The sequence below is a fragment of the Allobosea sp. TAF32 genome, from assembly GCF_052113585.1.
Taxonomy (GTDB): domain Bacteria; phylum Pseudomonadota; class Alphaproteobacteria; order Rhizobiales; family Beijerinckiaceae; genus Allobosea.
The window spans coordinates 366,597-392,695 of the sequence record NZ_JBFRDM010000008.1 but is presented as its reverse complement, the minus strand read 5'-3'; the positions used below and the strand labels follow the sequence as shown (position 1 = coordinate 392,695).

Sequence of the window (26,099 nt, the reverse complement as noted above, 5' to 3'; positions counted from 1 at the left end):
GGGCTAGTACCCGAACTGCTCGCGCAGGATGCGTTCGTCCAGGCTGTGGCCGGGATCATGCATCATGACGAGATCGACCGTGCGGTCGATCTCGATCGAAACGGAGCTGACCTCGTCGATCTGGGTGTGATCGGCGACGGCGCTGACCGGGCGCTTATCCGCTTCCAGAACTTCTATGAAAACTTTGGCATGGTCCGGCAGCAGCGCGCCGCGCCAGCGACGGGGACGAAAGGCCGAGATCGGCGTCAGCGCCAGGAGCGGCGCATCGAGCGGCAGGATCGGCCCGTTGGCCGAGAGATTATATGCCGTGGAGCCGGCAGGCGTCGCGAGCAGCAGCCCGTCGGCGATCAACTCCGACAGCCGCACCTGCCCATCGACCGAAATCCTAAGCTTCGCGGCCTGGTAGGAGCGGCGCAGCAGCGAAACCTCGTTGATGGCCTTGGCCTGCACCGTCGCTCCGTTGCGGTCGATGGCCTGCATCGAGAGCGGGTGCACGATGCTGCGCTGGGCGGCCTCCAGCCGCTTTCGCAGGCCGCGTTCCTTGAACTCGTTCATCAGAAAGCCGACCGAGCCGCGATTCATCCCGTAGATCGGTTTGCCGGTCCCGAGAAAGCGGTGGAGCGTCTGCAGCATCAGCCCGTCGCCGCCGAGCGCGACCACGACATCCGCTTCCGCCGGATTGGCGTCGCCATAGCGCTCGACCAGCTTCTCCAGCGCCGCCTGCGCTTCAGGCGTATCATTGGCGACGAAGGAGATCGCCCCGAATCGGTCGTTCATTGCGTGTCCTGAAGGGGCAGGCCCTGCGGCATCGGCGCAGGCTTAACACGACCGGGGGGCAAGTCGCGAGGCGGGCGCGACAACAAAGTCGCCGTCATGAAAAGGCCGGGCTGCGCGCCCGGCCTCGAAGAGAAGCGGCGAAACGGGGCTCAGATCGCCGGGGTCCACTGGACCGGGACCATCTCGAAGCCATTGCCGTCCTTCGCGATGTGTCCGACGGCCGGAAACGGTGCGTGATAGAAGGCGACCTGCATCCGATCGGCCGAGACCATGTCGAGCAGCTTGCGTCGCGTAGCGGCAGCCTGTGGGCCATCCATGTCGAAGACGGCCGACCAATCGGGGTTGCGCACGAAGAGCGCCGGATGATTGGTCGTGTCCGACATGATCATCAGCTTGCCGTTGCCCGAAGTGAGGGCGAAGACGGTGTGGCCGGGGGTGTGGCCGGGGGCAGCGATCGGGGTCAGCCCCGGCAGGATCTCCTTGCCCGGCTCGAACTGCTTCACGTCCTTGGCTACCGGGCCGAAGACGCGTCGGACGCCGGCAAAGGCGCCCTTCATGGCCTCGGGTGCCGCGCTCATCTTGGCGTCGTCCATCCAAAAGGCCCATTCGGCGGCTGGCACCATGACTTCCGCATTCGGGAAGACGGCCGTGCCGTCCTTGAGCCGGAAACCGTTGATGTGATCGCCATGGAAATGGCTGAACACCACGGTCGAGACGTCCTTCGCATCGAAGCCCGCTGCCTTGAAATTCTTCATCCAGGTCCCGGAAGTCGGGGCGCCGGAATTGCCGTTGCCGGTGTCGATCAGCGTGAGCTTGCCGCCACTCTGGATGGCGAGCGTGGTGAAGGTGATGTTCAGCGCGTCCTGCGGCAGGAAGGCCTGCTCCATCGCTTTCTTGACGTCGCCGAGCTCCGCATTGCGAACGAACCCTTCCAGCGGGCGCTGGGCGAAGCCGTCGTTGATCGCGGTCAGCGTGATGTCGCCGACCTTGTAGCGATAGAAACCGGGGGCTTGATTCACGGGAGCTCCTTGCGCTTGGGCCAGACCGAGCCCTGGAAGGTCCAGGGTTGCAGCTGCGACGAGAGCACCTGCACCCGCCATCGCGGTCCGGCGCGAAAATCTTATATCCTGCATGCTGTTCTCCCCTCAGATCGCAGGCAGACTAGCGAGGGGAGGTTACCGTTCAACCGCGACGATGTGCCGATAGGTCAAGTTTCCGTGAGGCGGTTGGTGGGCGCGGTTGCGCAGGCGGCAGCTTCCGCGGCCCCGGTATCCTCTCCGTCCGCAGAATCGCGTCGCGCGAGGGCGCGCAGCATCGCGGCGCAAAGAGCAAGCGACCCCATCATGCCCTGGCCCGAGCAGTCGGCGACGAGGGCCTGGAACGCCGTGGCTTCGTCGCCGACCAGGCATTGCAGGCTCCAGCTCCACCCGGGCGCCTTCTGCCGCAGGAGCGAGACGGCGACGTCGATGTCGGCGCTGACCGCCCCGAGCGTCTTCCAGAAGGAGCCGTGCTGATAGATCCCGCCGGCCGGCGTGCGGCGCGTGGCGAGCCGCGTCGGCTTGCGCCGAACGGTGTATCCGAGCGCCTCATAGATATCGGCATCGAGTTCCCGGTCGGGCTTGCCGGAGGCCTCGCAGCGTGCTGCCAGTGTCAGAAGATGAGTCCGGTCGTCCATTCCGGGTTCGCACAAGCGTCGTTGGTGGGAGACGCCGCCTGAAGGCGGCGGCGCGACCGAACATCTATCCCATGAAGGCGCGTGTCGGCCAACCATCTGTGCATGGGCCGGTCGATCCGAGCTGCCATCGCCGCGCGGTCAGTAGCCGACGACGGTGCCACGGGCGTGACCGCCGGGCACGCGGCATGAACAGCCTGTGCCCAGCGGGGCGGGTGCATAGAGCGTGCAGATCCTCACCGGCGTACTGCATTGGCCGCCGTCCGCGGCAGGTACGATCTCATAGGCCGGGTAGGCGGGGTAGGCAGGGTAACCGTAGGGCGGGTAGGCATAGGCCGGATAGGCCGCCACGGCGCCGAGGGTCGCGGCTGCGGCAAGGCCGGAAGCAACGCCCCAATAGGGATAGCCGCCCCAGCCCCCATAGCGCCGATAGGGATAGTAGCCGCCCCGGAAATAGCGCGGGTAGAAGCCGCCGCCATGCCAGCCCCAGCCGCCACGCCAGGCGCCGCCATAAGGCCTCATGCCGATACCGTAGCCGTGAAACCCGCCCGCGCGGAAGCCGCCGCCTCCGAAACGATATTGAGCGGTCGCTGCGAAACCGGAGGCCAGCAGCAACGGCACAACAGGTACGGCGAGAAGCAGAGAGCGACGCATGCGAACCTCCCCAGAGAACAGCACTCACCCCGAACTCTGAACGTTGCCCCGCGGCGCAGGTTCCATCGAGATCACCGCGTATGCCAGGGGCGGGCCGCGATCAGTCGAACCAGCGCGACTGCGATTTGCAGCGGTAGCCGACAAAGCAGGCTTCCTGGTCACGACTGGGCACCCAGGCCGGATCGAGCGATTCGTCGAACTGGCAGAAGCTGCGGTCCCGGACGAAGCGGTCATAGGTGAAGCCGCCTGTGCCCAGCACGATCGCGCCATGCACCTGGACATCCCTCTGGCTGGCCGCACAAGGGCGCGTCACGGTGGAGGGGCGCGCCTGAGCCAGCGCAGCGCCTGCATTCAGCACGAGAACGAGCGTGAGAGCGACGGCCTTCATCGGAGCCTCCCGATCTGTCGAGCCGGACTGACCCGCTTCGTCAGCACGTTCCCGGAGCGGGGCGGATGTCAATCCCGAAGCGGACTTCCTGCGAGCCGGCCGAGGCTGCGATGCCATCGCGACGGCTTGCCTGGATGTATCGCGATCGTATCCGTCTGGCTTGCGGCTGTACCGGCACAAGGAAGCGCCGGGGCGCTTACGAGGCTGCAGCGAGCACCAGCAGGGTACCCATGATGTTGATCGCCGTCAGCAACCAGTGAGGCACGACCGCGGCGACGATTACCGGAACTTCGCCGTTCTCGAACATCGCCCCCTCGCGCCACGTTCCAACCCGCCGATTTTAAGAGATTTGTGGAAGGTTCGCAGCTCCCAAACGGGGGCATCTCGACGCGGTTCCGAGCGCGCCCCGGGGGACGTCAGAGCGAGGCGCCGGATCGTATCCGGCGCCTCGCATCAACATCTTGAAATTATTCCGGAATTCATTGGTGCCGGTGGAGAGGATCGAACTCCCGACCTTCGGTTTACAAAACCGCTGCACTACCGCTGTGCTACACCGGCGCTCCTGACTGCGCGGCCAGGATAGCCGCCGACGGGATTTTCGCGTCGGCGGTGCCGTAGCGGTTACCAGCCGATGGCAGCAAGAGCAAGCATCTCCGATGCTACTGTTGCCGATCCGCCGCGCGGCATGCATTCGCAATGACGTGCGGGCCCCTTTCACGAGCGCTTTCCTGGCCTCATCGTCTGGCCGACAGGCCCGCGCATCGGACCAGGAAGCCCAATCCGCCTTTCGGAGAAAACCGATGCGCCAACAAGGCGTTAGAGCGCTGCGTAGCGCCGGAAAGGACGCATGAGGATCTAGCTTACCGAGCGGATGATTTCGCGATAGGCGGCCTCGGGAAAGGCCTTGAGGGTCTGGGTGCGGACATTGCCGAGCATGCCCAGTTGCAAGCAGAAGCGGGCCTGGACCGCATCGTCCGGCGCCTCGCAGACGATCACCATGTCGTATTTTCCCATGGTCATGAAAAAGGCCTTGAACTCGCCGCCCATCTCCTTGAGCGCCTTTTTAGCGGCGTCGAGACGACTCGGCGAGGCGTTGACGTGGCGCGCGCCCTGATCGGTCCAATTGGCCAGCATGATGTAGGTCGTCATCGCGCTACTCCCTGAAACGGCCCGGCCTGTTCATCGGAAGTATCGGGCGGCGACCCGATCGTCGCCGCTGGTTGGGATGGCTCATGCCATCTGCCGGACCCTGACGTTAGGATAGCACGGAGAGCGGCGGAACAGCACGGCAAAGCCGCTTTGGGGCAGCGAGAGGAGTCCCGGGCGCGAGCACAAAGAAAAGGCCCCGCCCTTGCGGGCGGAGCCGAGAAGATCGCTTGAAGTGGCGGTTACTTCAGGATGTCGCGGTCCTTGGTTTCCGGCAGGAAGAGCAAGCCGATCACGAAGGTGCCGAGCGCCACGATGATCGGATACCAGAGGCCGGAGAAGATGTTGCCGCTGGCGGCCACGATCGCGAAGGCGGTCGGAGGCAGGAAGCCGCCGAACCAGCCGTTGCCGATGTGATAGGGCAGCGACATGCCGGAGTAGCGGATGCGGGTCGGGAAGAGTTCGACCAGCAGCGCCGCGATCGGGCCGTAGACCATCGTCACGAAGAGGACGAGCACGAACAGGATGCCGACAGCCTTCATAGCGCGGCCGTCGGTCAGCACCTGGCCGATCGAGGGCGTCTTCAGGATGGTCGCGTCACCCACCTTCGGATAGCCGGCGGCCTGGGCGGCGGTGATGAGATCCGCAGCTCCGCTCGGCGCATCCTTGCCGTTGATCGTTGCCTTGAGCGGCGAGCCAGCCGGGCCGGGCACGAGATCGTAGTGGATCGAGTTGGTGGCCAGCGTGCGGCGGACGACGTCGCAGGGCTTGGTGAAGGTGCGCACGCCAACCGGGTCGAACAGTGTACCGCACTCGGCCGGATCGGCAGTGAGGACGAGCTTAACGTTGTCGGTGGCCGCGATCAGCTTCGGATTGGCCGTGCTGGCGAGCATCGTGAACAGCGGGAAGTAGGTCAGCGCCGCGATCAGGCAGCCGGCGAGCAGGATGGGCTTGCGGCCGATCTTGTCAGAGAGCCAGCCGAACAGGATGAAGAACGGCGTGCCGGCGAGCAGCGAGAGCGCGATCAGCAGGTTGGCGGTGGTGCCGTCGATCTTCAACGTCTGCGTCAGGAAGAAGAGCGCGTAGAACTGGCCGGTGTACCAGACCACCGCCTGGCCGGCGGTGCCGCCGAGCAGCGCGATGATGCCGATCTTGGCATTCGCCCAGGTGCCGAAGGCTTCGGAGAGCGGGGCCTTCGAATGGGTGCCTTCTTCCTTCATCTTCACGAAGGCAGGCGATTCGGAGAGCTGGAGGCGGATCCAGATCGAGAAGCCGAGCAGGATGATCGAGAGCAGGAACGGAACGCGCCAGCCCCAGGCGGCGAAGGCTTCCGGCGTCATGCTGAGGCGCAGCCCGAGAATCACGATCAGCGACAGGAACAGGCCGACAGTCGCGGTGGTCTGGATCCACGAGGTATAGAAGCCGCGCCGGCCCATCGGGGCATGCTCGGCGACATAGGTCGCGGCGCCGCCATACTCGCCGCCGAGCGCGAGGCCCTGCAGCAGGCGGCAGGCGATGAAGATCGCGGGGGCGGCGTAACCGATGGTCTGGAAGCCGGGCAACAGGCCGACGAGGAAGGTCGAAATGCCCATCACGGTCATCGTGACGAGGAAGGTGTATTTGCGGCCGATCATGTCGCCGAGGCGGCCGAAGAACAGCGCTCCGAAGGGACGGACCGCGAAGCCGGCCGCGAAACCGAACAGCACGAAGATGAACTTCGCCGTGTCGTTGTCGCCGGGCACGAAGGTCTGGGCGATGTTGGCGGCGAGCGAGCCCGCCAGATAGAAGTCATACCACTCGAAGACCGTGCCGGCCGACGAGGCAATGATGACTTTCCGCTCTTCCTTGGTCATCGGCCGAGGGGCTGCCCTCGAATCCGATGTTTGCGATGCCATGCTCATGGCGGTTGTCTCCCCTGGTAAAGCCCGGAAGCCGGGATGTCCCGGCCGGTTCCTTCCGCGCGGCTCGCGCTTCTGATGTGGCGATGACCGCGATGCCGGGTGGCGGACAAATCCCGCCACGCCAGGCTGGATCAGAGATTTGCGCGCGTATTGTCGCAGGGGCAATCGAGCACTTGGTCTTGCACCATTCGTCTTAAGACTATCGACGAGGCGGGCGGGCGACCAACGGCTGTGGAAAAGCTGTGGCTTTCCAGCAGACAAGGCGGCATTATAATCCTCTTGGGGAGGCCTGACGAGATGCGGTGGAGGAAGCGCGCGATGTCGCGGCTTGCGATCGCCTTGTCATGTGGTTTCTGCGTCGCTGCGTCGCTGTCGACGGGCACCTGGGCTGCCGGGCGCGGCGGCGGACACGGGATACCTGTCTCGATAGGCCACGGGCGGGCCATTGTCGGGCATCCCATCCAAGCCGCTCGGGCTTGGCGCGGCGCCGGCCGTGGTGCGCGGGGCTGGGATCATCGCCGCTTTGGCGGGAATTCGCTGGGTTATGACTGGCCCTGGTACGATGTCGGCGGGCTGACAGGCGGTGTCAGCGTCATCGAACAGCAAGCCGAGGCGCCGCAGACGATCGATCCCGACGCTTTCGAGAACCTGCCGGTGCGGGCCGGGATCCAGCGCTCGCCCACGCCAGAGCCGACCATCTACCGGCTGGAGGGGCCACGCTCGCGTCCGGTCGCTCGCATCATCCGGATTGGCGGTGCCGACGATGCCCGCGGCGGCGCCCGCAGCCGGTACGCCCATGCCGAGACGGGCGCGTTGCTGCTGACGGTGCCGCGCCGCTGATCGGAATTCTCCCCCCGGCAAGCCTCGGCTGAGCCGGGGCTTCGGTTTCGTCTCTAGCGGCGGCTCGCGACGTAGAGCGCTATCGCGGTGGCGTTGGAGACGTTGAGGCTGGTGATCGCGCCGGGGACTTCGAGCCGTGCGACGTGATCGCAGAGTTCGCGGGTGCGCTGGCGCAGGCCCTTGCCTTCCGCTCCCATCACCATGATGAGCGGCCGCTTCAGCGCCACGTCGTCGAGCGCGACGTCGCCATCCGAATCGAAGCCGATGCGCTGGAAGCCGCGCTTGCCGAGCGTCTCCAACGCATCGCCGAGATTGCGGACGGAGATCAAAGGCACGTGCTCCAGCGCGCCGGAGGCTGATTTTGCCAGCACGCCGGTGGCCGCCGGTGAATGGCGGATGGTGACGATGACCGCCGCCGCGCCGAAGGCGGCCGCAGAGCGCAGGATGGCGCCGACATTGTGAGGGTCGGTGATCTGGTCGAGCGCCAGCACGACAGCGTCGTCCGGCAGACTGTCGAGTTCGGGCGAGGGCAGGGGATCGCAGACCAGATAAAGGCCTTGATGCACCGAATCAGGCGTGAGGAGCCGATCGATCTCGGAGGGGCGCACGATCTCGGGTTCCAGCGGCAACGTGCCCACCACCTCCTGCAATCGCCTCAGCCCGTTCTCGGTGGCGAGCAGGCGCCGGTGGCGGCGCTGCGGGTTGCGCAGGGCTTCGACCACGGGATGCACGCCGTAGAGCACGGCCTCGTCGATATCGCCGGGCCGATGCGGCGGCGGACCACCGGCGCCGCGGGCGCTGCCGGGTCTGCCGCCTGCGGACCTGGCTTGTTTCGGACGGAATGGCGGGGCCATCGCATTCTCCAGATTGACCGGAATGCCGTGCCATGGCGCGAGGCGCTTGGCCAGAGCCAAGCGCGCGGCGTGGACGGATCGCTGAGGAAAGGAGCGACCATGACAGAAGGCAGAGACCGGCTGATCGTCCTCACCGGAGGGCCCGGCTCAGGCAAGACGACCCTGATCGAGGCGCTGGCGAAGCGCGGCCATGCCGTGCAGCCCGAGGCCGGCAGGGCTGTTATCCGCGACCAGCAGGCGAAGGGTGGCGAGGGATTGCCGTGGAAGAATCGAGCGCTCTTCGCAGAGCTGATGCTCGCGGCCGATCTGCGCGGCTACGATGAGGCGCGCGGACAAGGCAAGCTTGTCTTCTTCGACCGCGGCCTGCCCGACATCGCCGGCTATCTCACGCTCTGTGGATTGCAGGTGCCACCGCATGTCGAGGCGGCGGTGGAACGATTCCGCTATCGCGGGACCGTATTCATTGCGCCGCCATGGCCTGCGATCTTCGGGCAGGATGCCGAACGCAAGCAGGACTTCGCAGAGGCCGTGCGGACCTATGAGGCGATGGCCCGGACCTATCCGCACTACGGCTACGATCTCGTCGAATTGCCGCGGGAAAGCGTCGAAATCCGTGTCGGTTTTATCCTGGAGCGTCTCGGCGCTGCGAGCTGAGCGATTTAGGGCCGGGTTGGCTTCACAGGGAATTCGCATCTCCGGTCTTTTTGCCGTTGACAGGGCGCGGCCCGGTCACCATAAGTCCGGCCGCGCCTGCCGGTCGTCGCGAAAGTGACATATCGGTGGCCCTCGGCCCCACAGGCCGATCATGGGCGCAGGCGGGGGAATGTCCCGAGCGGCAAAGGGGGCGGACTGTAAATCCGCTGGCTATGCCTTCGCAGGTTCGAGTCCTGCTTCCCCCACCACCCATCTCCTTCAAATTCGAAATGGCTCGGCTTCTGCCGCTGATGCCATGTCGAGAGCGGGCCTGAACCCGCTCCCGACGAAAGCAGCCGCTATGGTCTACCGCAGCGGCGGAGCGTAGAGCACACCGCCCATGCTCCAGAGTTGGTTGAGGCCGCGCGGAATACCGAGCTTCGAGCCGGTCCCGAGATTGCGCTCGTAGATCTCGGCGTAGTTCCCGGTCGCCTTGACCGCCCGGATCGCCCAGTCCGCATCGAGTCCCATGGCCTTGCCGAAGCCGCCTTCCGCGCCGGTGAAGCGGCGTGCGTCCGGCTTCTGCGATTTCAGGGCCTCGTCGACATTGGCGGTGGAAATGCCGAGCTCCTCGGCGTTGACCAGCGCGAAGTTCACCCACTTCACCACGTTGAACCAGGGGAAGTCGTCGCTGCGCACCACCGGCCCGAGCGGCTCCTTCGAGATCACGTCCGGCAGCACGATCGCATCCGCGGGCTTCGCCAGCCTGAGTCGCTCGCCGTGCAGCGCCGACTGGTCGCGGCTCAGCACATCGCATTGTCCGCCCTCGAAGGCGGCGAAGGCTTCCGCCGCGCTCGGATAGACCTTCTCCTCATAGGTCATGGAATTGGCCTTGAAGAAGTCGGCGAGGTTGAGCTGCGTGGTGGTGCCGCCCTCGACGCAGATCTTCGCCTTGTCGAGGGAGAGCGCGCTGTCGACCTTGAGCGAACGCTTCGCCAGGAAGCCCTGCCCGTCGTGATAGGTTATGCCGGCGAAGGCGAGGCCCAGTTCCGCTTCGCGGCCGAGAGTCCAGGTCGAGTTGCGTGCCAGCAGATCGACCTTGCCGCCCTTCAGCGCGTCGAAGCGCTCGCTCGCGGAGAGCGGGGTGAAGGCGACCTTGTTCGCGTCGCCGAGGATGGCGGCCGCGACGGCGCGGCAGAAATCGACGTCGAAGCCGTTCCATTTGCCTTCGGCGTCCTTGGCCGAGAAGCCGAGGACGCCTTCGCTGACGCCGCATTGGAGCGTGCCGCGCTGCTTTACCGTCTCAAGCGTGCCTGCCCCTGCCGGGGCCGCCAGTGTGGCGGCGAGCGCGGCGCCGGCGGCGAGGCCGGGCAGGCGAAACCATGAGGCCTTTGACATGGCTCTCTTCTCCCTTCGGATTCGGTTGCGCACCGCGCCGGTCAGAGCGTGGCGTTGTGGCGGATGATGACCTTGGTCCCGACCGGGACGCGCTCGTAGAGGTCGATGATGTCGCCATTGGCGAGCCGGAAACAGCCGGAGGAGATCGCCTGGCCGATCGTCTCCGGCTGGTTGGTGCCATGGACGCGGAACACGGTCGAGCCGAGATAGAGGGCACGCGCGCCCATCGGGTTGCCGGGGCCGCCGGCCATGAAACGCGGCAGATAGGGCTGGCGCTGCAGCATCTCCGGCGGCGGGCGCCAATCCGGCCATTCGGACTTGCGGCTGACCTGGACCTGGCCGGACCAGGTGAAGCCCTCGCGGCCCACACCGATGCCGTAGCGCAGCGCGCGGCCATTGCCCTGCACCACGTAGAGGAAGCGCTCGCCGGAATGGATCACGACCGTGCCGGGCGCCTCGTTGGAGCGGAACAGCACCATCTGGCGGGCATAGGGGCCGTCGGTGATGGTCACTTCCTCGGTCGAGATGCGGCCGGGCTCGTCGCCGATATCCATCGTCTCCTTCATCGCCGCCGGCGCGCGCGGCTGCGCCAGGGAGGCGCCGGAGAGGGCGAGCAGCGGCAGGCAGGCGAAGCCGGCAGCGAGGCCGATGCCGGCGAGGGTCTTTGAGAGGTTCATGTCCCGTCAGCTCCAGATCAGCAGCGGCTGTAGACGAAGGTGCCGTAGCGCCGGTTTGCGTCCGGATCGACGAAGCGCATCACCAGCTCCTTCTGCGAAACCGAGAGCAGCTCGCGATCTTGCGGATCGCCGGCCGGCGCCTCGAAGCCGACATAGCTCTTGCCGCCCGGGCCGGCCTTCAACCGGAGCTCATAGGGCTTGGGGTCGTCGGCGACATGCATCATCACGCCGTCGCCGGGGCCCTTCGTGATCGTATACGGTTGCTTGCATTGTGCCCGCGCTTCGGCCTCGGTGCGCTTGCGGTCCTTTTCGGTGTGGAAGGAGGCGATGCCCCAGCGGCCCACTAGCGCATCACGCGTGACATTGGTCGGGGCCGGGGCGGTGTCCGCGACGCTCGCCACCGGCGACAGCGTCTCGCCGCCGCCACAGCCTGAGAGCAACAGCGCCAGAAGCAGGCTTCCACTCAACGTACCGATTCCGGCACCGGAACCTCCGGCCCTAAACCCTAGCTGTCTCATCGGTCCTCCATCGCGATTGGTCAGAGTCGAAGCGATGCATCATGGTGAAAGGCAAAGGGGTGGCCGATGCTAGGACAGCATGGCCCTTGTCAGTGATCCTGGAGCTGGTGATCGCGTGGCGTCCATCGGCTTCCCGGAGGGCCCCCTGGCCAGAGATGCAGCAGCACAGCCGCAAACGCGATCGGGATCAAGCCCCTTTGCCGTTCTTTCATCGCCGGAGCTATCCGCCCCGGTTGTCGTATGGGTCGTTGGCAGGGCGATCGGCGCCTGCCGGAGCCCGCGCCCGCGCGGCCAGATCCCGCTTCAGGGCCGCGAGTTCCTCCGCCGACCAGCGGCCGGTGCCGAGGACGGCCGTCCATGCCTCGACATAGTGTTCGGGCGCGTAGACATGGCCGTAGCCGATGGGGGTGCTGGTTGCCACGGCCATGTCGAGCGCCAGCTGCAGCATCGTGACGATCGGATACCAGCGCAGCTCGGACGACACGTCCGGCCCGCGCGGAGACTGCATCCAGGCCGGCTGCCGGTAAGCGTCGCGATAGTCGAAGAAGACGATGGGGTCGCTCGCATATTGCAGATAGACCAGCCGCATCGGCCCCCAGGGCCGGTCGGGCGGGACCGTAGGGCCGTTCTGGTTCATGAAGCGCACGATGCGCCCATCCCCGAATTCGGGGAGCCATTGCGGCGTTCCCGGATTGCGGGCCTCGGTGATCGAGCGCCAGCCGCGGGTTTCGAAGGGCGGGCCGCTCCAGAGCGCGCCGTCGATCGGATCGCCGATCATTTCGAACAGCTCTGCGGATTTCTCCGAGTTCATGGCCCCAAGGCTGAGGCCGTGCAGATAGAGCTTCGGGCGCGTGTCGTGGGGCAGGGCGGTCCAGTATCGATAGATTTCGCGGAAGAGCGCGCGGGCCGTCTCGGCTCCGTATTCCGGCTGGGTCAGAAGAGAGAGGGGGCTGCTCAGATAGGAGTATTGCACCGCGACGCTGGCGACGTCGCCATCGCGAAGATGCTCGAGCGCATCCATCGCGGAGGGATCGACCCAGCCTGTGCCCGTCGGCGTGACGACGATGAGCGTCGAGCGGGAGAAGCCGCCGACGCGCTTGAGTTCCTCCAGGGCGAGCCTGGCCCTTGCTTCCGGCGTTTCGGCGCCGCGCAGGCCGACATAGACCCGGATTGGCTCCTGGGCAGGGCGTCCGGTCTGTTTGCCGATGCTCTCGGCAGTCGGGCCGGCGGCGATGAATTCGCGGCCGGCGCGGCCGAGCTCCCGCCAGTTGACGAGCGAGGCCGGGCTGCCGGTCTTGTTCGGAGCGGTCGGCTGGGCGCGCTCCGGCTCGAGCAGGGCATCGAGCTCGCGATAGGATGAATCCAGCACGCGGAAGGCCGCGCTCGCCAGAACGTTGCTCGCCAGCGACCAGAACAAGAGCGCGGCGAGGCCGATCCCGATGATGTTGGCGAGCCGAGGGGGGATGTATCGCCGGATAATTCCGACCAGCCAGGCGGCCAGCCGCTTGAACAGGCGCGCGATGACCAGGACCAGCACGAAGGTCGCGAGCGCGACGAGGCAGAGCTTGGCCGGGTGTGAGCTCGGTAGCAGTGGCAGGCTGAAGACGGCACGGACCGAGTTCTGCCAATCCGCCGCCTTCCAGAGAAACCACAGCGCGATCAGCACCGACAGGGCAAGGATCACGGCATTCGCCGGGCGCCGCAACCGCGCCGAAGGCTCCGACAGTTCGAGATAGCGCCAGAGCTGCCGGGACGAAACGCCGAGGCCATAGCCGATCGCAAAGCAAATGCCGGCCAGAGCTCCTTGCGTCAGATAGCTGCGGGGCACGAGGGTGGGCGTCAGGGCGGCTGCGAACAGCAGGGTTCCCAGCGCCAATCCCACACCTGACAGCGACGCCAACTGCCCGCGAATCCAACGCCCCAGCACGCTACTCCCCCCGCACGGCACGCTCGGGCTGATCCCCGACTGCGCTCCCGCCGGGCGAAGGTAGCCGCGGCCGATCGCGCCTGGCAATGCGCGCCATGCAGGGGGGACGTACCGCGCGACCATGGCCCCCGCGCTTGGCATGGCTGTATCAGGATATTATATAGATGCTTATGACAAGCATGCCTACAAAGCCGCCGCCGACCGTGGGTTTCCTTCTGCACGATGTCGCGCGCTTGCTGCGCAAACGCTTCGAGCAGAACGCCCGCGACACCGGGCTGACGCGCTCGCAATGGCAGGTGCTCGCCTATCTCGACCGGAATGCCGGAATTCAGCAGGGGATGCTCGCCGAGTTGATCGACGTCGAGCCGATCACCGTCGGCCGGATCGTCGACAAGCTGGAGAGCTGCGGGCTCGTCGAGCGCAGGCCGCATCCGACGGACCGGCGCAGCTGGCAGCTCTACCTGACGGAGAAGGCCGGGCCGACGCTCGATACAATGCGCGGGCTCGGCGAAGTCACGCGGGCCGAGGCGTTCGGTGCGATTCCGGAAACGGAGCGCGCGCGGCTGCTCGGCCTGCTCGAAACCATGAAAGAGAATCTCGTGGCTGCCTGCCAATCGCCGGCCGCCGAAGGACAGGCCCGCCATGGATGACGTTGCCAGAAGAGCCGATGCCGGCACGACAAGCGCTTCCGACCCGGAGATGCGCGGCAACGTGACCGAGATCAAGCGCGCCGGAGAGGCGAAGGCGCCCGCTGCGCCCGCCGACAAGGCGCCCGAGGCAGCGCCCATCGCGACTTCCGGGGTTCCGGCAGCGCGTCCTGCCCGCAATCGCAAGCGCCAGCTGCTCTTCGCGCTGCTGCCGATCGCCCTGGCCGCGGGCGGCTACTACTACGTCACCGGTGGTCAGGTGATGTCGACCGACAATGCCTATGTGCAGGCCGATATCGTCGGCATCTCGACGGATGTCGCCGGCATCGTCAGCGAGGTCGATGTCCGCGACAACCAGCCGGTGAAGGCTGGCGAAGTGCTCTTCCGGCTCGACGACAAGCCGTTCCGTTTCGCGCTGGAGCGGGCCGACGCGCAGATCGGCGTGGTCAGCAACGATCTCGAGGCGCTGAAGGCGACCTACAAGGGCATGCAAAGCCAGATCGCCCAGGCCGAGAGCGATATCGCGTTCTTCCAGACCACGTTCAAGCGCCAGCAGGATCTCGCCACCAAATCCGTCGCGTCGCAGGTGACCTACGACCAGGCCAAGCACGATCTCGACGGCGCGCAGCAGAAACTGGTGCAGTTGCAGACCCAGCTCGCCGGCATCGCCGCCGGCCTGAACGGCAACCCGGATGCTCCTGTCGAGGAGCATCCGCGCTATCGCGATGCCGTCGCCGCTCGCGCCGAGGCTGCCCGACAGCTCGACCATACTGTGGTGCGTGCGCCCATGGACGGCGTCGTCACCAACGTGCCTTCGCTGCAGAAGGGGCAGTATCTGGCGGAGGCAACCAACGCCTTCAGCCTGGTATCTACAGGTCATGTCTGGATCCAGGCTAACCCCAAGGAGACCGAGTTGACCTGGGTTCGGCCCGGACAGAAGGCCGAGGTCTATGTCGACACCTATCCGGGGGAGAGCTGGAGCGGAACGGTCGACAGCATCAGCCCGGCCTCGGCGGCGAGCTTCTCGCTGCTGCCGGCGCAGAACACCAGCGGCAACTGGGTCAAGGTCGTCCAGCGCATTGCCATGCGGGTGAAGATCGAGACGCCGCCCGAACGGCCGCAGTTGCGCGCTGGCATGAGCGTGACGCTCGACGTCGATACCGGCCATGCGCGCGGCCTGCCGGACTTCGTCGGCTCGGCCATGGGCATGAGCAAGACCCCGGGCATGAGCAAGAACCCGGGCATGAGCAAGAACCCGGGCACGAGCAAGAAGACAGAGAACAACCATGGCTAGCGCCATCGCCGCGGCAGCGACCCCGGTCGCCAACCGCGGCGCCATCACTGCCTGCGTCATCCTCGCGGTGATCATGCAGGCGCTGGACACCACGATCGCCAATGTCGCGTTGCCCTATATTCAGGGCAGCGTCTCGGCTAGCGCCGACCAGATCAACTGGGTCCTGACCTCCTACATCGTCGCTGCCGCGATCATGACGCCGCCCTCCGGTTTCCTGGCCGCGCGCTTCGGGCGCAAGCGGGTGCTGTCGGTGGCGATCATCGGCTTTGTCGTCGCCTCGATCCTGTGCGGCGCGGCGCAGTCGCTGCCCCAGATCGTCGGCTTTCGTTTGATGCAGGGTTTCTTCGGCGCGGCGCTGGTGCCGCTGTCGCAGAGCATCCTGCTCGATATCTACACCCCCGAGGAGCGGGGATCGGCGATGGCGCTGTTCGGCGTCTCGGTGATGGTCGGGCCGGTGCTGGGGCCGGTGATCGGCGGCTGGCTGACCGAGAACATCTCCTGGCGCTGGGTCTTCTACATCAACCTGCCGCTCGGCATCCTGGCTTTGGTCGGCGTCTCGATCTTCGTCAGCGAGACCAGGTCCAGCGTTGCCGCCAAGCTGGACTGGATCGGCTTCGGCGCCCTCAGCATCGCGATCGGGGCGCTGCAGCTCTTCCTCGATCGCGGCGCGCAGCTCGACTGGTTCGACTCCTTCGAGATCATCGTCGAGGCGACCGTCTGCGTCGCGGCGCTCTACATCCTCGTGGTGCACACTTTCACGGCCGAGAATTCCTTCATCAAGCCGCGGCTCTTCCTCGACCGCAATTTCTGCGTCGGGCTGATCTTCATCTTCATCGTGGGCATCTGCTATCTGGCGTCGCTGGCGCTGATGACGCCCTATCTGCAGACGCTGATGGGCTATCCGGTGGTGACTGCCGGCGTCGTCATGGGACCGCGCGGCCTCGGCACCATGGTCTGCATGTTCGTGGTCGGGAAGCTGATCGGCAAGGTCGACACGCGCATCCTGCTCGGCTCGGGCCTCTTGGTCAGCGCCTGGGCGATGTACGACATGGCCGGCTGGACGCCCGACGTGTCGCAACAGACCATCATGCTGACCGGCTTCCTGCAGGGGGCTGGGCTCGGGCTTTTGTTCGTCCCTCTGACGACGATCACCTTCGCGACCTTGCCGGCGGAGTATCGCGGAGACGGCACCGGCCTCTACAACCTCTCGCGTAATATCGGCTCGAGCGTCGGCATCTCGCTGGTCGCCTATCTGCTCACCCGCAACGTGCAGGTGAACCATGCCGAGATCGCGAATTACGTCACACCGTTCAACCGCATCTTCGATACGCCGGCGATCAAGGAGGCCTGGGATCCGCTGAAGCTCGCAGGGCGCGCCGCGCTCGACGAGGTCGTGACGCGTCAAGCCACGATCATTTCCTATGTCGACGACTTCAAGCTGCTGATGATCCTCTGCCTTGCCGCGCTGCCTTTCCTGGCGCTGCTGCGCACGCCTCGAAAGGAGGGCGCCGCCCCGGCCGACGACCATGCGATGGTGATGGAATAGCATCTCGCGTGAGCTGGCGGCCGGGTGGAGCTGACCTTAGGTTAACCTTGTTCGGCCAAACTCGGCGGAATGTTCACCTTGGGCTTTTGCGCAGATCGATTTCAGTCGATTATCATCGCGTCGGATTAACGCAATTTTAACGCTATGAGCCCGTGCCATGCGACCAGAGCGCGTGCATCGAATTCCCACTCCGTTCCGCATCTCCAGCCCGGCTCGCGTGCCGCGGGCGGCGAACGACAATGTTCCCGAAAACCGGGCGAGCTTGGCGAGCTTTTTTGCCGGGCGGTCCGTGATCTTCGGGACGCTGGTGTTGGCGCTGGCGATCATGTTCGGCTGCGCCGTCTGGCTCGGGCGGGGCATCTGGCACCTGTTCTCATAAGAGGTGCGAGCCGGCCATCCTTGCCGGCCGCTCTTGCCGGCGCGAAGCCGCGCAATGCGCGGACAATGGCGCGCCGACCCGGCCTGGTCGCAACAAGGCCTGACAATGCTTCATATAATCAATAGGTTATAGGCGGTTCCCGAAAGGTTGATTCAAGTCACCTGGCCCGCGTCTAACGCGCGTTGGTGAAAGCCTTGCGGCTGAAGACGGTTCTGAGCAGGATCGCGACATCAAGCCAGAACGACCAGTTGTCGATGTACCAGTGATCATAGGCGACGCGCTTGGCCATCTTCTCGTCGGAATCGGTCTCGCCCCGAAAGCCGTTCACCTGAGCCCAGCCGGTGATGCCCGGCATGACGTTGTGACGGCGCGCATAGTTGGCGATCCTGCGCTGGAACTCGACATCATGGGCAAGCGCATGCGGCCGCGGTCCTACCAGGGACATGTCACCGGCAATGACGTTCAGAAGCTGGGGCAGTTCGTCGAGATTGTAGCGGCGGAGAAACCGCCCGACTCTGGTGATACGGGGATCGTTGCGCTTGGCCTGGATGACGACCTGCCCGTCATCGGTCGTGGTCATGGTCCGGAACTTGAAGATGCGGAACGCCTGCTGGTTGAAGCCATAGCGACGCTGCCGGAACAGGATCGGGCCGGGCGAGTCGAGCCTGATCAGGGCGGCGATCATGATGAGGAGCGGCAGGGTCAGCACCAAACCCGCGACTGCCGCGACCATGTCGAAAGCGCGCTTGGCTGCGATCTCTGCCCCAGATAGCGGCTGCCGGGTCAGGCGCAGGCTGGAAAACGAGCCGGAGCGTACGAAATGCGGCGTCTCAAAACGCTCCATGATTGGCTCGGGCGCGAGATGGATCGCGACCGGAAGATTGGTGAAGGCGCTGACGCAGGCCTCGATCGTCTGCTGTTCCGACCAGGGCAGGGCGATGAGGACGGCATCGGGCCGCCCGGCCCGGCAGTTTGCCACGGCGGCGGCCAGATTGGCAGCGAGTTCCGACCGATTGCCATTCCGGCCGGGTTTAAGGAACGCAACGTCGGTGATCGCGAAACCGACATGCCAGGGTTTGTGCCGGGCGACGAAGGACATCACGTTGTCTTCCTGCCCGATCAGGAAGACGCGCTCGGCCGTGATCCGGCCTGCCTTGCTGCCGGCTGCAACCCACCGGGCAAGAAGAGAGCGCGAGAGCGCGATCACCGGTATTCCGGCGAAATAGGTCGTGAAAATGACAATTCGCGAGTAGTGCCCGGTGATCTTGGCGACGAAGATCAACGCCAGGAACGCGACCATCGTGATGTTCCAGACCGAGAAAGCCGATGCGATCTGTCCCTGGGGCGAGAGGTAGTTTTTGAGCTGATAGCGCCCTTGCATCAGATTGATGAAGACGAAGATCGTCATCAACATCGCTGCCAGCTCGGGGGCGGCGCGATCCATGCCGATTTCATGCTGGGTTACCAGATAATAGGCGGCCGACGCCCCCGCAACGAGAGAGCCGACGATGAACGCGTCGCTCGCTGCGGTCAGCGGCCCGAGCCAGTGCCGCCAGAGGCGCCGCCGGCTCGCGGACGTCGTCAGCAGCGTGCTGTCCAGATCGTTGACGCTCATGTCACCCCGCCCCAGATCCGAGCTGCAGCGACGCCCTGTCCCAATGCGGGACGCGGGCGCGCAGCGGATCGTCTTGAAGGCTGAGGTGGCAATGCCTGTGCCGCGGGCCGCTGGACCAGATCGGAACACCGGATCGAGCAGGCCCGACGTTCAGAAGGCGTTGCGGAAGCGCCGGAGCATGTACTCGAAGGAGCTTGCCATGGCGGAGCCGATAACCGCACCCATGATCTTGACCAGCGCGTCATGAGGCAGCCCGTGACGGGTCATCTCCAGCGTCTGCAGCCATTCCAAACCGGCGGCCAGAGCGACCAGGCCAGGCAGCACGAGCCAGCGTTGGCGCGGGTAAGCGAAGGTCAGCAACGCGCCAGCGGCGAGATAGGCAAGGAAGCGTTCGACGTCCGGCCCCAGATTCAGAAGGTGTGGCCGGGCATCGATCGGCGACAACGTCGACACGATGATCACGAGGAGGGCGGTCCAGCCGATCAGCACGGCGGCGCGGCGCAACTTGTCGAGGGAGGCGTTCAAACCGGGACTCCGAATGCTGGCGGGACGCGCAGCAAGATTTAGGCCAGCACTGTCAGAATCGTTTCGCACCGATGCGCAGCTATGCCTTTATGGCAAGGTAAAAACGGCGAAGCAATGGCATAGGTCAAAACTGTGTCATGTCTTCGCGCCGGCTATGCTGTCGCAAGGGCGCGGGGACAGCGTGTCGGCGATGAATGGGAGAGATTTCATGCTGAAGAGTTCTGCCGCATCGTCCGGGGCGCGGATCGCGCGCGGCGCAAAGGCGATCTATGCATCTCCTCGCTGATCAACTGGTCCATGCCGGCCTGGGGCCGTGCCGCATCGGCTGAGCCGGCCGACTTATCCCCGGCGCCGGCAACCGCTCGATAATCCCCCTCGCGACAGCCCGGCGCTGCATCCCCTTCGCGAGGCCTCATGACCGATACCCCCCGACTTTCCCTGCCCCTGCTCGCAGCCGGGCAGGCGCAGAAGCATGTGACCCATAACGACGCCCTGATGCGGCTCGACGCCCTGATCCATCTGGTCGTCGACAGCCGCACGCAGGCCGCGCCGTCGGCTTCGCCGACTGAGCTTTCCGCCTATATCGTGCCGCCGGGCGGCGCGGGCGTCTTCGCCGGCCGAACCAATCAACTGGCGCTGTTCGAGGATGGCGGATGGACGTTCCTGACGCCGCGCGTGGGCTGGCAGGCCTGGATCGCGGATGAGGCGGAGCATAATCTCTGGACCGGAACGGAATGGCGGCGCGCCAGCCCTCTCAGCAGCCTCGGGGCCGAACGCTGGGGGATTAACGCGACGGCCGACGCAACCAATCGTCTCGCCGTGTCGTCCGAGGCCAGCCTGTTCAACCATGCCGGCGGCGACCATCGCCTCAAGATCAACAAGGGCGCCGCCGGCAACACTGCGAGCGTCCTGTTTCAGAGCAACTGGTCGGGGCGCGCCGAATTCGGACTGTCCGGAGACGACGATTTTCGGGTCAAGGTCAGCGCGGATGGCTCGTCCTGGCACGATGCAATCGCGATCGATCGCGGGACGGGCGGCGTGGAGCTCCCCGGCTCGGTCTGGGCGGCCGGGGAGAACCTGCTGATCAATGGCGACATGCAGATCAACCAACGGGGCTTTGGGGGCGGTGCGCTCGCGGCGGGAAGCTACGGCGTCGACCGCTGGAAGGCGGCGAGCGGGGGCGCTAATCTTTCGCGCAGCGGCTTCGCGATCACGCTGAATTCCGGCGGAATCGTGCAGGTCGTCGAGCCGGCGCTGTGGGGCGTTGCCTCTTTTGCCGGTCTGTCGCTGACGCTTTCCGTCGAAGGGCTGAGCGGCGGCAATCTCTCGGTCGCCATCGGCAGCCAGTCCGGCACGATCACGGCAGGCGCAGGCCACCGCTCGGTGACGCTGACGCCGGCTGTGGGGGACACGGGCGCCTTGACGGTGCGGTTGTCCCCGAGCGCCGGGACGGTCAACTTCGCCCGCATCAAGCTGGAGCAGGGGAGTATCGCTACCGCTTGGCGCGCGCGCCCGCTCGCGATCGAGCAGATGCTGTGCCGACGCTACCATTGGCGACCGGACGGGCAGATCCTGCTCGACGCCTACCAGGCCGCGGCGGCGGGGGCACGCCAGAGCATCGGGATGCCCGTGCCGATGCGGGCGACGCCGGCCGTCAGCTTCTCGGTCTCGCAGGAAATCAACGTGCAGGGCAGCGACCGCGGTGTCGTCGCCCAGTCGCCCGAACGCGCCTATGCCCATGTCACCGCGCAAGCGCTGGGGCGGGTGCGGGCGGCGTTCGACGGCGTCGCCTTCGATGCGGAGCTGTAAAGCAGCGCGTCATGCTCGGACTTGATCCGAGCATCGCGGGAAGATCGGTTCTGGAGCCTCGTTCGGCAGGCGATTCTCAGGCCCGCGCAGGGGGGCGGCCTGAGACCGGCGCTACCCGCTTGCCTCAATGGATTTCCGGCTCCGCCACCTTGGCGGTGCCTTCGAGATAGTCAAAGTCGCAGCCCTTGTCGGCCTGCCGGATATGGGCCGCGGACATCTTGCCCCAGCCGCGCGGATAGTCGCGGTCCGGCGGCGTCCAGACTGCGAGGCGGGCTGTGATCTCGGCTTCGGTGAGGTTCACGGATATGCTGCGGGCCTCGACGTCGACGCTGATGATGTCGCCGGTCTGCAACGCGGCGAACGGGCCCTTGATGTAGGCTTCCGGCGCGACATGCAGGATGCAGGCGCCGTAGCTGGTGCCGGACATGCGGGCATCCGAGATGCGCAGCATGTCGCGCACGCCCTGCTTCAGGAGCTTTTTCGGGATCGGCAGCATGCCCCATTCCGGCATGCCGGGGCCGCCGACCGGGCCGCAATTCTTCAGCACCATGATGTGATCGGCGGTGACGTCGAGGTTTTCGTCGTTCACCGCACGCATCATCGCGTCGTAGTCCTCGAAGACGAGGGCCGGGCCGGAGTGCTTCAGCAGGCGCGGCTCGGCGGCCGAGGGCTTGATGACGCAACCATCCGGCGCGAGGTTGCCCTTGAGCACGGCGAGCCCATTGGCGGTCGAGACCGGGCGGTCGAGCGGGCGGATGACGTTGTCGTCATAGACATTGGCGAGTGCGATGGTTTCCGAGATCGGCTTGCCCGTCACGGTCATCGCATCGGTGTGGAGCTTGCTCTCGAGCTGCTTCAGTAGGGCCGGCAGGCCGCCGGCATAGAAGAAATCCTCCATCAGGAAATCGCCGGAGGGGCGCAAATTCGCGATGACCGGGACCGTGCGCGAGAAGGCGTCGAAATCATCAGGCGTCAGCGGCACGCCGGCGCGACCGGCCATGGCGACGAGATGGATGATCGCATTGGTCGAGCCGGCGACGGCCATATGCACCGTCAGCGCATTCTCGAAGCTCTTGCGGGTCAGGATCTGGTCCGGAGTCAGGTCTTCCCAGACCATCTCGACGATGCGTTTTCCCGCGGCGGCGGCCATGCGCGGATGGGCGGCATCGGCGGCGGGGATAGCGGAGGCCCCGGGCAAGGTGAGGCCGAGTACCTCGGCATGGCTCATCATCGTCGCGGCCGTGCCCATCACCATGCAGGTGCCGTAGGAACGGGCGATGCCGCTCTCCATGTCCTTCCACTCACCGTCGGTGATGTTGCCGGCTTCCTTCTCGGCCCAGTATTTCCAGACATCTGCGCCCGAGCCCAGCACCTTGCCGGCCCAGTTGCCGCGCAGCATCGGCCCGGCCGGGACGAAGATGAAGGGAAGCCCCGCGCTGCAGGCGCCCATGATCAGCGCCGGCGTGGACTTGTCGCAGCCGCCGAGCAGCACGGCGCCGTCGAGTGGATGGGAGCGGATCGATTCCTCCGTCTCCATCGCCAGGAAGTTGCGATAGAGCATCGTCGTCGGCTTCTGGTACTGCTCCGAGACCGACATCACCGGGATCTCGATCGGGAAACCGCCGGCCGCCCAGACCGCGCGCTTCACCGCTTCGGCGCGGTCGCGCAGATGGGTGTGGCAAGGGTTGATCTCGGACCAGGTATTGATGATGCCGATCACCGGCTTTCCCATGAACTCCTCATGAGCAAAGCCCATCTGCAAAGCCCGCGAGCGATGACCGAAGGAGCGCAGGTCGCTCGCCCCGAACCAGCGCCAGCTGCGCAGGGTCTCGGGCGTCTTGCGGGGGCGGGCGGACATGGGCGGTTCCTCGAATATTCTTTGTTGGTTCAACGACCTGTCATTCCGGGGCGGCCCGCAGGGGCGAACCCGGAACCCACGACTGGGTGAGAGATTCGCCGGGTGCCTGCCGGCGGCTCCACCCAGTCGTGGGTTCCGGGTTCATCGCTGCGCGATGCCCCGGAATGACAGAGGTTATTCTGCCACGGCCTTCGCTGCACCCCAGCTCGACACGATGCCGCGCAGCTCCGCCCGCTCGGCCTCGTTCAATTCCGGCAGGCCGGGCAGGCGGACCGGGCCGACATCGGTGCCGAGCAACCCGAGCGCCTCCTTCACCACTGTGACATTGGCGCCGTTGCCGTATTTCGTACGCAGCTTCTCGAAGCCCGCGATAGCGTCGACCTCGCGGCGCGCCGTGGCGTAGTCGCCGGCTTCCAGCGCACGCCAGACGGCGAGCGAGCGTTCCGGCGCGACGTTGATCAGTCCCGAAGTGAAGCCGCGGGCGCCGAGCACATAGAAGGCCGCGGCCCAGCCCTCGGCGAGGCCGCAGATCCAGTTAGCGGAGGAGCCCTCCGTCTCACGCACGCAATCGGCGAGCAGCATCATGTTGCTGGAGGCGAATTTCACGCCGACGACGTTCGGATGGGTCGCGACGCGGATCAGGTCCTTCACGCCGATCGCGTCCGAGCGAATATAGGCGACGAGCGGGATCGGCAGCGCCTCGGCGATGGCGAGGATGTAGTCGGCCTGGGATTGCGGCGCGGCGAAAGGGTCGAGCGGGTGATGCACCATCGCGGCCTCGCAGCCGGCCTTCGCCGCCAGCTTTCCTGTCGCGATGGCTTCGCGCAGGGACCTACCGATGCCGGCGGTGACAAGAGCCTTGCCGGCGGCCGCCTCCGCCGCGACGGCGTGCGAGCGCTCCACCTCGGCTGTTGTCATCGGGTAGAATTCGCCGGTGTTGCCGGCCGAGACGATGTTGTGGATGCCGGCCTCGGCGATGCGCCGGACGATTTTGACCGTCAGGGCCCAGTCGGCTTCGCCATCCGCCTTCCAGGCGGTGACGTGGACGCCGGAAATTCCGCGCAGCGCACTGCGCACCTTGTCATTCGTCATAGTCCAGTCCTTCCGCATCCGCGCCGAAGACCAGCTGCACATGGGCCTTCGCCGAGCGGACGATGTGGCGGCGCATCCTGAGTTCGGCGAGTGCGGGATCGCGCGCCAGGAGCGCCTCGTAGATGCCGCGGTGCTCCTCGAAGCCGCGGCGGCGTTCGGCCAGCTCCGAATGCAGCGAAATGCGCTGGGCGTGATCGTACATGCGCTGGCCGTCGAGCCGGCGCTCCAGATAGGTGCAGCCCGAAACGCGATGGATCGCGCGGTGATAGGTCTCGTTGAGCGCGACCAGATCCTCGAGGTCGCCATGCTCGGTCGCCTGCTCCATCTCGGCGATCAGCCGGGCGAGCTCTCTTTCGTCGCTCCCGGTCAGGTGGTTCGCCGCGATATGGGCCATGACGCTTTCGAGCGCGGCCCGGCCGAGCGCCATTTCCAGCGCCTGCCTGGGCGAGAACTCGACGAAGACGCCGCGGCGCGCCTCGGTGCGGACCAGGCCCTCGCTTTCGAGCTTGCGGATCGCGTCCTTCACCGGCGTCGTGCTGACGCCGAGCATCTCGGCGAGCTGGCGTTCGTTCAGCCGCTCGCCGTTGCGGAAGCGCCCGGCGACGATGGCGCGGCGCAGGCGCTCATGGACATGCTCGCGCAGCGAGCGCAGCAGATCGGGCGCAACGGGTTCTACGGCAGGCTGCAACATGGTTCTTCCGAGGTGCCGTGTCGGGCCGCTGCATCGCGGCTGCGAGACCGGGCGCCATGGCCCATCAAACAGCACAAAGCGTTACGCGCGGCAATCTGAAATTTCAGATTTCAAATCTGCGATCCTGTGTTATCGATCGAGCAAGCGCCCGTCATGAGGCGCAGGCGGAATTGTCCGCCACGGGGAGACGAACCGATGAGCATGACGCGCAGAACCATCATCGCCGCCGCCTGCCTTTCTGGGGCGTGTCTTGCCGCAGCGGGCCCCGCCTTCGCGCAAGGCGACTATCCCGGCGGCAAGGTGGTCACCATCGTCGTGCCCTTCGCGGCGGGCGGCACGACCGATCTGCTCGGCCGTATCCTGGCCGACCGTCTCGGCGCACGTCTCGGCGGCAAGTTCATCGTCGAGAACCGGGCGGGCGCCGGCGGCAACACTGGTGTTGCTGCCGTCGCGCGTGCGCCGGCCGACGGCTACACGCTGACCATGGGCACGGTCTCGACCCATGCGATCAACCCGGCCGTCTACGCCAAGCTGCCCTTCGACCACGTCAAGGATTTCGCGCCGATCTCGCAGGTGGCGAGCGTGCCGAACATCCTGATGGTCAATATCGACCTACCGGCCAAGACGGTTCCCGAGCTGATCGAACTGCTCAAGAAGAACCCGGGTAAATATTCCTTTGGCTCGTCGGGGGCGGGCACCTCGACCCATATGGCGGCAGAGCTGTTCAAGGTCTCGACCGGCACCGATATGGCGCATGTGCCCTATCGTTCGAGCGGGCAGGTGACGCAGGATCTGCTCTCCGGCCAGATCCAGATCACCTTCGACAACATCACCATCGCCTGGCCGCATGTGCAGGACGGCAAGATACGCGCTCTGGCGACGGCAACGCCGCAGCGGCTGGAGGTCGCCAAGGACATGCCGGCGCTGGCCGAGTTCATTCCCGGCTATGACGCCAGCTCCTGGCATGGCTTCTTCGCGCCGTCCGGCGTGCCGAAGGAGATCGTCGCCAGGCTCTCGACCGAGACGCAGGCGATCATGCGCGAGCAGGCGGTGATCGATCAACTCAAGAAGCTCGGCGTCGATCCGGTCGGCTCTTCGCAGGAGCAGTTCACAGCCCATATCGCCTCGGAGACGAAGCGCTGGGCCGAGGTGGCGCAGAAGGCGAATGTGAAGATCGAGTGATCGCATCTGGCGCTTTCCGGCGCGCCGAAGCAGTCTCCGGCGGACGGCCCACGACCTCGTCGATGCGTCGCGCCGA

Annotated in this window: 25 protein-coding genes and 2 tRNA genes; 9 read left to right on the top strand and 18 right to left on the bottom strand. The window is 66.0% G+C overall.

Going from position 1 to position 26,099, the window contains the following annotated elements:
• Window positions 1-3: 3 nt before the first annotated feature.
• The 8 genes from AB4Z16_RS19030 to AB4Z16_RS18995 form a co-directional block, all read right to left on the bottom strand.
• A complete protein-coding gene (locus AB4Z16_RS19030; protein ID WP_441512907.1) occupies window positions 4-777 on the bottom strand; it encodes an NAD kinase in 774 nt (257 codons plus the stop codon).
• Window positions 778-926: 149 nt separating this feature from the next.
• The gene (locus AB4Z16_RS19025) at window positions 927-1,796 is read right to left on the bottom strand and encodes an MBL fold metallo-hydrolase (RefSeq protein WP_441512906.1); all 870 of its coding nucleotides are present in this window, start codon (window positions 1,794-1,796) and stop codon (window positions 927-929) included.
• 188 nt (window positions 1,797-1,984) lie between these two features.
• Window positions 1,985-2,452, bottom strand: a complete 468-nt coding sequence (locus AB4Z16_RS19020; protein ID WP_441512905.1) for a hypothetical protein — start codon at window positions 2,450-2,452, stop codon at window positions 1,985-1,987.
• Window positions 2,453-2,590: 138 nt separating this feature from the next.
• Window positions 2,591-3,103 carry a hypothetical protein gene (locus AB4Z16_RS19015; protein ID WP_441512904.1) on the bottom strand — a complete coding sequence of 171 codons (513 nt, stop codon included), beginning with the start codon at window positions 3,101-3,103 and terminating at the stop codon, window positions 2,591-2,593.
• Window positions 3,104-3,203: 100 nt separating this feature from the next.
• Window positions 3,204-3,491, bottom strand: a complete 288-nt coding sequence (locus AB4Z16_RS19010; RefSeq protein WP_441512903.1) for a hypothetical protein — start codon at window positions 3,489-3,491, stop codon at window positions 3,204-3,206.
• Between the two features lie 483 nt (window positions 3,492-3,974).
• Window positions 3,975-4,049: transfer RNA gene (locus AB4Z16_RS19005), tRNA-Thr, on the bottom strand.
• A 297-nt stretch (window positions 4,050-4,346) separates the two neighbouring features.
• Window positions 4,347-4,640 carry a GYD domain-containing protein gene (locus AB4Z16_RS19000; RefSeq protein WP_441512902.1) on the bottom strand — a complete coding sequence of 98 codons (294 nt, stop codon included), beginning with the start codon at window positions 4,638-4,640 and terminating at the stop codon, window positions 4,347-4,349.
• Between the two features lie 239 nt (window positions 4,641-4,879).
• Window positions 4,880-6,490, bottom strand: coding sequence for an MFS transporter (locus AB4Z16_RS18995; RefSeq protein WP_441512901.1), 1,611 nt, complete (start codon window positions 6,488-6,490; stop codon window positions 4,880-4,882).
• 366 nt (window positions 6,491-6,856) lie between these two features.
• Between AB4Z16_RS18995 and AB4Z16_RS18990 the strand changes: the two genes are divergently transcribed.
• Complete coding sequence (locus AB4Z16_RS18990) at window positions 6,857-7,378, top strand: hypothetical protein (RefSeq protein ID WP_441512900.1); 522 nt, start codon at window positions 6,857-6,859, stop codon at window positions 7,376-7,378.
• Between the two features lie 53 nt (window positions 7,379-7,431).
• Here the strand turns inward: AB4Z16_RS18990 and rlmB are convergent, their stop codons facing one another.
• Window positions 7,432-8,232 (bottom strand): 23S rRNA (guanosine(2251)-2'-O)-methyltransferase RlmB, encoded by an 801-nt coding sequence (gene rlmB, locus AB4Z16_RS18985; RefSeq protein WP_441512899.1) that lies wholly within the window; start codon window positions 8,230-8,232, stop codon window positions 7,432-7,434.
• A 99-nt stretch (window positions 8,233-8,331) separates the two neighbouring features.
• Between rlmB and AB4Z16_RS18980 the strand changes: the two genes are divergently transcribed.
• Window positions 8,332-8,886 carry an AAA family ATPase gene (locus AB4Z16_RS18980; protein ID WP_441512898.1) on the top strand — a complete coding sequence of 185 codons (555 nt, stop codon included), beginning with the start codon at window positions 8,332-8,334 and terminating at the stop codon, window positions 8,884-8,886.
• Window positions 8,887-9,049: 163 nt separating this feature from the next.
• Window positions 9,050-9,134: transfer RNA gene (locus AB4Z16_RS18975), tRNA-Tyr, on the top strand.
• A 97-nt stretch (window positions 9,135-9,231) separates the two neighbouring features.
• On the opposite strand, the gene AB4Z16_RS18970 is transcribed toward AB4Z16_RS18975, so the two are convergent.
• The 4 genes from AB4Z16_RS18970 to AB4Z16_RS18955 all read right to left on the bottom strand — a co-directional run bounded on the left by AB4Z16_RS18970 (window position 9,232) and on the right by AB4Z16_RS18955 (window position 13,358).
• On the bottom strand, window positions 9,232-10,263 hold the full coding sequence (locus AB4Z16_RS18970) for an amino acid ABC transporter substrate-binding protein (protein WP_441512897.1): 1,032 nt from the start codon (window positions 10,261-10,263) through the stop codon (window positions 9,232-9,234).
• 41 nt (window positions 10,264-10,304) lie between these two features.
• Window positions 10,305-10,940: a L,D-transpeptidase gene (locus AB4Z16_RS18965; RefSeq protein ID WP_441512896.1), complete on the bottom strand. Its 636-nt coding sequence runs from the start codon at window positions 10,938-10,940 to the stop codon at window positions 10,305-10,307.
• Window positions 10,941-10,957: 17 nt separating this feature from the next.
• Entirely contained in the window at window positions 10,958-11,407 is a 450-nt protein-coding gene (locus AB4Z16_RS18960; RefSeq protein WP_441512895.1) for a hypothetical protein, read from the bottom strand.
• A 271-nt stretch (window positions 11,408-11,678) separates the two neighbouring features.
• Window positions 11,679-13,358, bottom strand: a complete 1,680-nt coding sequence (locus tag AB4Z16_RS18955; protein WP_441512894.1) for an alpha/beta hydrolase — start codon at window positions 13,356-13,358, stop codon at window positions 11,679-11,681.
• Between the two features lie 191 nt (window positions 13,359-13,549).
• On the opposite strand from AB4Z16_RS18955, the gene AB4Z16_RS18950 reads away from it, so the two are divergent.
• The 4 genes from AB4Z16_RS18950 to AB4Z16_RS18935 all read left to right on the top strand — a co-directional run bounded on the left by AB4Z16_RS18950 (window position 13,550) and on the right by AB4Z16_RS18935 (window position 17,251).
• The gene (locus AB4Z16_RS18950) at window positions 13,550-14,035 is read left to right on the top strand and encodes a MarR family winged helix-turn-helix transcriptional regulator (RefSeq protein WP_441512893.1); all 486 of its coding nucleotides are present in this window, start codon (window positions 13,550-13,552) and stop codon (window positions 14,033-14,035) included.
• Entirely contained in the window at window positions 14,028-15,326 is a 1,299-nt protein-coding gene (locus AB4Z16_RS18945) for an HlyD family secretion protein (protein ID WP_441512892.1), read from the top strand. Before AB4Z16_RS18950 ends, AB4Z16_RS18945 begins: the two co-directional genes overlap by 8 nt.
• Complete coding sequence (locus AB4Z16_RS18940) at window positions 15,319-16,872, top strand: DHA2 family efflux MFS transporter permease subunit (protein WP_441512891.1); 1,554 nt, start codon at window positions 15,319-15,321, stop codon at window positions 16,870-16,872. Before AB4Z16_RS18945 ends, AB4Z16_RS18940 begins: the two co-directional genes overlap by 8 nt.
• 157 nt (window positions 16,873-17,029) lie before the next feature.
• Window positions 17,030-17,251, top strand: coding sequence for a hypothetical protein (locus tag AB4Z16_RS18935; protein WP_441512890.1), 222 nt, complete (start codon window positions 17,030-17,032; stop codon window positions 17,249-17,251).
• A gap of 172 nt (window positions 17,252-17,423) precedes the next feature.
• Here the strand turns inward: AB4Z16_RS18935 and AB4Z16_RS18930 are convergent, their stop codons facing one another.
• Window positions 17,424-18,866 (bottom strand): undecaprenyl-phosphate glucose phosphotransferase, encoded by a 1,443-nt coding sequence (locus AB4Z16_RS18930; RefSeq protein WP_441512889.1) that lies wholly within the window; start codon window positions 18,864-18,866, stop codon window positions 17,424-17,426.
• A 150-nt stretch (window positions 18,867-19,016) separates the two neighbouring features.
• Entirely contained in the window at window positions 19,017-19,391 is a 375-nt protein-coding gene (locus AB4Z16_RS18925) for a VanZ family protein (protein ID WP_441512888.1), read from the bottom strand.
• A gap of 495 nt (window positions 19,392-19,886) precedes the next feature.
• Between AB4Z16_RS18925 and AB4Z16_RS18920 the strand changes: the two genes are divergently transcribed.
• A complete protein-coding gene (locus AB4Z16_RS18920) occupies window positions 19,887-21,200 on the top strand; it encodes a DUF2793 domain-containing protein (RefSeq protein WP_441512887.1) in 1,314 nt (437 codons plus the stop codon).
• Between the two features lie 124 nt (window positions 21,201-21,324).
• Here AB4Z16_RS18920 and araD read toward each other — a convergent pair whose 3' ends face one another.
• The 3 genes from araD to AB4Z16_RS18905 form a co-directional block, all read right to left on the bottom strand.
• Window positions 21,325-23,058, bottom strand: a complete 1,734-nt coding sequence (araD, locus tag AB4Z16_RS18915) for an L-arabinonate dehydratase (RefSeq protein ID WP_441512886.1) — start codon at window positions 23,056-23,058, stop codon at window positions 21,325-21,327.
• A gap of 174 nt (window positions 23,059-23,232) precedes the next feature.
• Entirely contained in the window at window positions 23,233-24,150 is a 918-nt protein-coding gene (locus AB4Z16_RS18910) for a dihydrodipicolinate synthase family protein (protein ID WP_441512885.1), read from the bottom strand.
• Window positions 24,140-24,841: a GntR family transcriptional regulator gene (locus AB4Z16_RS18905; protein WP_441512884.1), complete on the bottom strand. Its 702-nt coding sequence runs from the start codon at window positions 24,839-24,841 to the stop codon at window positions 24,140-24,142. The genes AB4Z16_RS18910 and AB4Z16_RS18905 overlap by 11 nt, the downstream gene beginning before the upstream one ends.
• Before the next feature lie 201 nt (window positions 24,842-25,042).
• Between AB4Z16_RS18905 and AB4Z16_RS18900 the strand changes: the two genes are divergently transcribed.
• Complete coding sequence (locus AB4Z16_RS18900) at window positions 25,043-26,023, top strand: Bug family tripartite tricarboxylate transporter substrate binding protein (RefSeq protein ID WP_441512883.1); 981 nt, start codon at window positions 25,043-25,045, stop codon at window positions 26,021-26,023.
• The last annotated feature ends 76 nt before the right edge of the window (window positions 26,024-26,099 follow it).